Annotated in this window: 8 protein-coding genes; 2 read left to right on the top strand and 6 right to left on the bottom strand. The window is 35.4% G+C overall.

Annotated elements, in window-relative coordinates; all coding sequences use genetic code 11:
- Positions 1–84: 84 nt before the first annotated feature.
- The 4 genes from mtnP to ACJMLH_RS02570 form a co-directional block, all read right to left on the bottom strand.
- Complete coding sequence (gene mtnP / locus ACJMLH_RS02585; RefSeq protein ID WP_405274439.1) at positions 85–843, bottom strand: S-methyl-5'-thioadenosine phosphorylase; 759 nt, start codon at positions 841–843, stop codon at positions 85–87.
- A 7-nt stretch (positions 844–850) separates the two neighbouring features.
- The gene (locus tag ACJMLH_RS02580; protein ID WP_405274437.1) at positions 851–2299 is read right to left on the bottom strand and encodes an RtcB family protein; all 1449 of its coding nucleotides are present in this window, start codon (positions 2297–2299) and stop codon (positions 851–853) included.
- 189 nt (positions 2300–2488) lie between these two features.
- On the bottom strand, positions 2489–2809 hold the full coding sequence (locus ACJMLH_RS02575; RefSeq protein ID WP_405274435.1) for a hypothetical protein: 321 nt from the start codon (positions 2807–2809) through the stop codon (positions 2489–2491).
- Between the two features lie 33 nt (positions 2810–2842).
- The gene (locus ACJMLH_RS02570; protein WP_405274433.1) at positions 2843–3256 is read right to left on the bottom strand and encodes an archease; all 414 of its coding nucleotides are present in this window, start codon (positions 3254–3256) and stop codon (positions 2843–2845) included.
- A gap of 87 nt (positions 3257–3343) precedes the next feature.
- On the opposite strand from ACJMLH_RS02570, the gene ACJMLH_RS02565 reads away from it, so the two are divergent.
- Complete coding sequence (locus tag ACJMLH_RS02565; RefSeq protein ID WP_405274431.1) at positions 3344–3523, top strand: hypothetical protein; 180 nt, start codon at positions 3344–3346, stop codon at positions 3521–3523.
- Between the two features lie 105 nt (positions 3524–3628).
- On the opposite strand, the gene ACJMLH_RS02560 is transcribed toward ACJMLH_RS02565, so the two are convergent.
- The gene (locus tag ACJMLH_RS02560) at positions 3629–4738 is read right to left on the bottom strand and encodes an ORC1-type DNA replication protein (RefSeq protein ID WP_405274429.1); all 1110 of its coding nucleotides are present in this window, start codon (positions 4736–4738) and stop codon (positions 3629–3631) included.
- Between the two features lie 33 nt (positions 4739–4771).
- Positions 4772–5491, bottom strand: coding sequence for a 6-hydroxymethylpterin diphosphokinase MptE-like protein (locus ACJMLH_RS02555; protein ID WP_405274427.1), 720 nt, complete (start codon positions 5489–5491; stop codon positions 4772–4774).
- A gap of 221 nt (positions 5492–5712) precedes the next feature.
- Between ACJMLH_RS02555 and ACJMLH_RS02550 the strand changes: the two genes are divergently transcribed.
- Positions 5713–6443, top strand: a 731-nt coding sequence (locus ACJMLH_RS02550) for a hypothetical protein (RefSeq protein ID WP_405274425.1), incomplete at its 3' end; no start/stop codon positions are given.

The following is a 6443-nucleotide window of genomic DNA, read 5'->3' as shown; positions in this document are numbered from 1 at the left end:
GCACATTGCTCAAGAACAATTTTTGTGTTTGAATTAGCTCTCGGGCTTGCATTTAATAAAATAACCTTGCTCATATTATCACACTTAAACTTCTGCACCGTCCAATGCATGATGGCACATGCAATCTGAGGAATCATCAACGTTTTTAATAAAATTGTAAATCAGTTCAAGTAGCTCAACTTCTTTTTCAGCCACCATTTCAAATACTTCATCAATTGTCAGTTCCTGCTCGGAGATTCCTGCCGCATAGTTGGAGACAATACATATGGAATTGTAGCACATCTCCCTTTCACGTGCCAAAGTAACCTCAGGAAGCCCAGTCATTCCAACCAGGTCTCCTCCAAGCATTTTAAACATTTTAATCTCAGCAGGAGTCTCAAACCTTGGTCCTTCAGTACACACATAGGTTCCTCCCAGGATTACATCACCAGATTTGGCCAGTACATCTCTTAAAGCCGGACAATACGGCTCAGTTACATCTATATGAACCACTTTATCTTCAAAGAATGTTTTTGCCCGATTTTGTGAAAAATCCAAAAAGTCATCTGGGATAACAAATGAACCAGGAGGCATTTCTTCATTCATTGAACCGACAGAATTGGTAGCGATTATTTTTGTAACGCCGACTGCCTTTAAAGCGTCAATATTGGCCCTGAAGTTAATCTTATGAGGAGGAATTGAATGACCTGATGCGTGACGAGGAATAAAAGCCACCTTTTTGGAAAAAATCTCCAAAAGTGAAACTTCCACTTCGCCATAGTCTGTTTTAATCATTTCAGTAGTGCAGGAATCGGCCTTTTGAGTAATCTCATATACGCCGCTTCCGCCAATTATGCCTATCATTTTGAAACTATCCTTTACAAACTGCAATCGGTTTGAGTTTAGCAACTAGCTTTGCAATTCCTGTGCTGTCAGATACTTTAACAACACTGTCGACATCCTTATAAGCGCCAGGCGCTTCCTCTTCAATTACATGTTTGCTTGTTGCTTTGATTTTAATTCCTTTTGAAGCCAGATTGGCTGTAATCTCATCAGCATCATAATTCTTTTTAGCTTTGGATCTTGACAGTACCCTGCCCGCACCATGTGCTGTGGAACCGAAAGTCTCTTCCATTGCGGTTTCTGTTCCATGCAATACATATGAGGCAGTTCCCATTGTACCCGGAATCAATACTGGCTGTCCGACTGCTCTGTATTTTTCAGGGACTTCCTCTCTTCCAGGACCGAATGCACGGGTAGCTCCTTTTCTGTGAACTAAAAGGTCCTCTTCACGTTTGTAAACCTTATGGGTTTCCATTTTGACAATATTGTGGGCTACATCATAGACTATGTCCATTTCCATGTCCTCTGCGGATTTGCCCAATACGTCCTCAAAGGTTTCACGAATCCAATGAGTCATCATTTGCCTGTTTGCCCATGCATAATTGGCTGCCGCTGCCATAGCCTGAATATAGTCCTGAGCTTCTTTTGAATCCAGTGGGGCACAAGCAAGCTGTCTGTCGTCAAGCTGTATTTTGTATTTTTTATATGCCTTATCCATTATTCTCAAATAATCTGAACATACCTGGTGTCCGCAGCCTCTGGAACCTGAATGAACCATGACAACAATCATTCCTTTCTTAAGGCCAAATACCTCTGCAACCTCTTCATTATATATTTCATCAACTTCCTGAATTTCAAGAAAATGATTTCCTGAACCAAGAGACCCCAATTGAGGAATTCCTCTTTTTTTAGCCTTATCTGAAACAATGCTTGAATCTGCATCAATCATTCTTCCGTTTTCTTCCAGAACTTCCAGATCCTTTGGCCATCCGTAACCGTTTTCGACAGCCCATTCGGCACCGTAATCAAGAACTTTGTTTATTTCTCCTTCTTCAAGTCTGATTTTTCCTTTGCTTCCAACACCAGACGGAATATTTTTAAACAGTTTATCTGTGAGTTCATCGACATGGTCTTTGATGTCATCAAATGTCAGATTTGACTTGATTAATCTGACACCGCAGTTTATGTCGAATCCGACTCCACCAGGAGATACAATACCGTTTCTCATGCTGAATGCTGCAACACCTCCAATTGGAAATCCGTATCCGAAGTGAATGTCCGGAAGCCCTATGGAGTATCTTTGAACTCCAGGAAGGCATGCAATATTGACTATCTGTTCAACAGCCCCTTCTTCCAGGTCGTCGAAAAATTCATCTGCTATGTAAAATCTTCCGGAAGCCCTCATTTTTTTATTATAGGTTCCCGGAATTTCATAAACGTTATCCCTAACTTTTTTAATTTCATCTTTAATTGTCATAAAGCATCACAAAATTGATTATGTTTTAATATTTGTTTGTAGTCTTTAAATAAGGTTTGCTAAAAAAATGAAATTTGGGACATAATGACATGACATCTTAAAAATAATGTCCCCCCCATAGTGAAATTTAACTGATAAAGCGATGGCTAAAAAAAAGTTCTGTTAAATTCAAAACGTCCTAAAATGAAGTTATTTTCTGAATAATGCAGATATTCCTGCAATAAGTAAGAATATTGCGCTTAAAACATTGATGTAGTCTGATCCGATAATTACAAACATTGTTGCAATGATGAATCCTACACCTGCAATCTCTTCATGTGTTTTAACATAGCAGCTGGAAACGATACCTAAAAGTGATGCTATAATAGCTATTAGGCCTAAAAATGGAGTATGTACTGTACCAGCCTCTTTTAAAAATATTAAAAAAGAACCTGAAAATATTCCAATGATGGAACCGATTAAACCCATCACTATTTCAAAGTTTCTTGATATTGTTGTTGTTCTTTTCATGTTTAATAATATGTTTCTGTCATTATATATAATTTACAAATCGACTATCGCCCTAAGCTTTACCTTATCTGTTTTTTTGACTTCCATCTTGTGAAAAGTGATTGCTTTAATTTCAGTTTTGCGCTCATGTTTGTCCCAGTTAATCTCCTCTCCCCTGATTGTTGCTTTAAGATGCAAATTCTCATCAATTTCTACGTGAAATTCACTGAAAAGCATGAAATCAATCTCATGATGGAATAATAACTCTTCCAGGTAGTCATAAAGGAGAGATACCTCATCTTCTGAAGTTATATCGAATGTTATTTCAGATTTCGGCTCAACATCGGCAGTGTCTGTTATTATGTTAAACATTGCAGTTCCGGCATTTTCAAAAGCCTCGTTTAAATCTTTGCCGTATGCATTAAATCCTATATCTGCTGTAGCTTCGAAATATTCATATTTTTTCATGATTTTTCCTCAAAATAATACTCATCAAATGCTCTCTAGCTCTTTGTTTATATATGTACTTTCAACAATTAAAATATAGTGATTAATATGTTGAGAAATAATGACACCACAATTCAAGCAGATTTAAGAAAAAAAAGTTCAATAGCTGATGAAATTGCATACAGCAACATAGATGTTCAATCTTGCATGGTAATGCTTGTAGTAATAGCAGCATTACTTTTATCTGTTATTTCTGTTGTTGCAGCTCAAAATCCGTTTATTATCTAAAGGATTTAATTGATTTACAATACCAAACCCTTAGCTGCACATTAGATTGCAGGCTTACCATGCAAAAATCTAATGTTAACAGAAACTAATTTCCCACAGGAAAAGCTAGAAGGTATAATCATCAGGGTTAAAACGCAATATGACTTGGCGAGAATTGCCTCTAGACCCTTTTCCTGTAAATTTGGTATCAATCAATCTTACAAATTCCAATTTGTCTAAAATTCTATTAAATGATGCATAGCTGGATCCGGTTTGCTTTTTATACTCATCACCTAATTTTTTAGCAGTGTAAACACCTTCATATTCCACTATCATCTTCAATACTTCTTTTTCAGAATCATTTAAAGATTTCAATGTTTCAGAAACATTAACGGAAACCAATGATTCAATTGCCTTATCAAAGTGTTCCTGAGTAATTTCACGGCTTGCTGAAGCCTCCGCTATATTGCCGCAGGACTTAAGAAGGTTTATTCCAACTCTCAAATCACCATTTTCCAGAGTATACATTGAAATCTGCTCAAGTATATCATCGGACAATACTCCAGGGAAAAATCCTGCATTTACACGGTCTTTAAGGATGTTTTCAATTTCTGAGTATGTATAAAGCGGAAACATAATTTCCTGAGGAATGAATACGGTATTTACGTTTTTATCAAAGGCATATTTGAATTCCAGATCTGACAATATTGCAAAAATAGAGGTTCTAACACCAGGATATTCTTCATATGCTCTTAATATATCATAAACAACTTTATCTGCATGTTTTGTCTGGAACAGATAATTGATATCATCAAATGCTATTACAAGGGATTTATTATCTTTTTGAAGCTTTTGCATGATTTGGGAATATATTCTTGAGAATGGCACTCCGGTTTCGGGAGGCATATACCCGAATACCTTTTTGTGAATCTGTGAAAATATGCCAAAGCGTGTTGTATGAATCTGACAGTTAACATAAACGCAAACAACCTTTTCTGTGTTTTTTTCAACAAGCTCAAATACTTTTTTAATAGCTGTTGTTTTTCCTGTTGCCGGTGAGCCTAAAATAATTGCATTTGATGGTTGTCCCCCTCTCATGGCAGGCCTTATCGCCATTGCCATTGCTTCCATCTGTGTATCTCTGAAATTATAATTAGGAGGCACATAATCCGGATCGAAAGCATTTATATTTTGAAAAAGGCTTTCATCATACATTAAAATATCTTCAATTCCCATGTTATCTAAATATATTTAAAATATTATAAAAGATTATTCTTTTAAATTAATTATTTCAACATCTTCGTTTTCACTTATCCAGTTGGTGAATTTTTCTGCATACATCAGTTTTTTCTTTTTGAATTCATCGGCCTGGCCTAGGACATCTGGAAGGTTTGGTCTTGAGTATTTGGTTACGATATCTCCAAAGTCCATTCCTGCAAGGGTGATTTCAGATGCGCCGAGAGCTACTGCCAAAAATATTGCTCTATCCCCATCTGTAAATCCTCCAAAGTTGTAGAGGTTTCCTACAGGCTGAGCCTGGGTTGTGCCCAGCACGTTGTTGAAAAATGAGCTCATAGTAGCAATCTTTTCAATATTATCTCCGTGGGCGTGAATTACAATATTTGCTCCCCTTAAATTAGCAAGTAAAATATCATCAATGTTTCCATCCAAATCTGTGGCTACAATATCCGGAACAATCCTTTCTTCAATAAGGGCAGTTGTTGCGCCGTCTGCTGCAACCAAAACATAATCTTTTAAATCATAATCATTCTTAAGCATCCTGATGTGCTCTTTGATTGAAGGACCTGCTCCAAACACTATATATTTATCTGAAAAGCCTACAATTTCGGCCAAATCGTTTAAGGTAAGACATCCTTCAGTTGACAATATTTCATCCAGCAGTTTTGCGGATTCTTCATCGTTTTCTCTTGAAAATCCAAAATCATCAAGAATTTCTGTATAATATTTTTCCCAGAGACCAAATTCCATATTTAAACCTCACTATATTAATTTTAGCTTTTAATCATTAAATAATTTATTGTTTATAGGATGAAGTAAATATTGATTAAAATCTATTAAATTTCAAAATAAAGGCAATATAATCTTTTTATCATTAAAAGCTTATATATGAACGCCATACAAACTATAACTTGCATTAATGTATTTGAAAAATGATTTCATGAAATCTCCAATCAAAATGAGATTAGATTATGAAAGTTAAAAAGATATATCAAATCAATGACAGGACCATGAAATACAAATCATTGATACTTAATAAGCACCAGCACCGCTATTTGAAGTTACCCGGGGAATTTGAAGTAAGATATCCTCAGGAAATCGTTTTTCCAAACATGGACGCTGGAAGAGCTGATGAATTCTACTCAACTGTTGAAGGACTGATGATAAATCTTGAAGAGGAAAGTGGAGACATAACAGAAAAAGTTTTAGAAAAGATAAGCAATTATGTAGTTTTTGCGGATTTCATGTATTCTAAAAAGCCATATTCTGCAGTAATTTGCCATAAAGATCCAAAAAAACTTTTTGAATATTATGAAAGGTCACCTTCAATAATAATTAAAGTTCACTACATCTACATTCCGCAGGAAATGCTGTGGATAAAATATGAAAACCTTATTAAGAAAATAGAACAAAAAGTAGAATTAAGTATTAATGAATCATTGGATATTGCATTCATTCCAAAGTTCATTTCAAAAGAAAACGGACAATACGTCACTGAATCATTAGCAAAAGCATTTAAAAGTGTAAAACTTAACAAAAAAATCTTAAAAAGAGATATTGGAGTTCTTTTAGGTGCAATGATATTAAAACACTTTGAGGATGAAGAAAAAATAAATGAACTAATGGAGGATATAAACATGAAACAAATTGAAAACGAAATTAAAATCATAGCAAGGGAAGAATACAAAGAAGAATTCGACAA

The organism is Methanobrevibacter sp. (assembly GCF_045116495.1).
Classification (GTDB): Archaea; Methanobacteriota; Methanobacteria; order Methanobacteriales; family Methanobacteriaceae; genus Methanocatella.
The sequence above is the reverse complement of the archived record's forward strand: the minus strand, read 5'-3'. Positions and strand labels throughout refer to the sequence as shown.

Coding starts and splice junctions, on each gene's coding strand:
- ACJMLH_RS02555 (WP_405274427.1), bottom strand. CDS start 5,491: ATGGAATTTGGTCTCTGGGAAAAATATTATACAGAAATTCTTGATGAT.
- ACJMLH_RS02570 (WP_405274433.1), bottom strand. CDS start 3,256: ATGAAAAAATATGAATATTTCGAAGCTACAGCAGATATAGGATTTAAT.
- ACJMLH_RS02580 (WP_405274437.1), bottom strand. CDS start 2,299: ATGACAATTAAAGATGAAATTAAAAAAGTTAGGGATAACGTTTATGAA.
- ACJMLH_RS02575 (WP_405274435.1), bottom strand. CDS start 2,809: ATGAAAAGAACAACAACAATATCAAGAAACTTTGAAATAGTGATGGGT.
- ACJMLH_RS02560 (WP_405274429.1), bottom strand. CDS start 4,738: ATGGGAATTGAAGATATTTTAATGTATGATGAAAGCCTTTTTCAAAAT.
- mtnP (WP_405274439.1), bottom strand. CDS start 843: ATGATAGGCATAATTGGCGGAAGCGGCGTATATGAGATTACTCAAAAG.
- ACJMLH_RS02565 (WP_405274431.1), top strand. CDS start 3,344: ATGTTGAGAAATAATGACACCACAATTCAAGCAGATTTAAGAAAAAAA.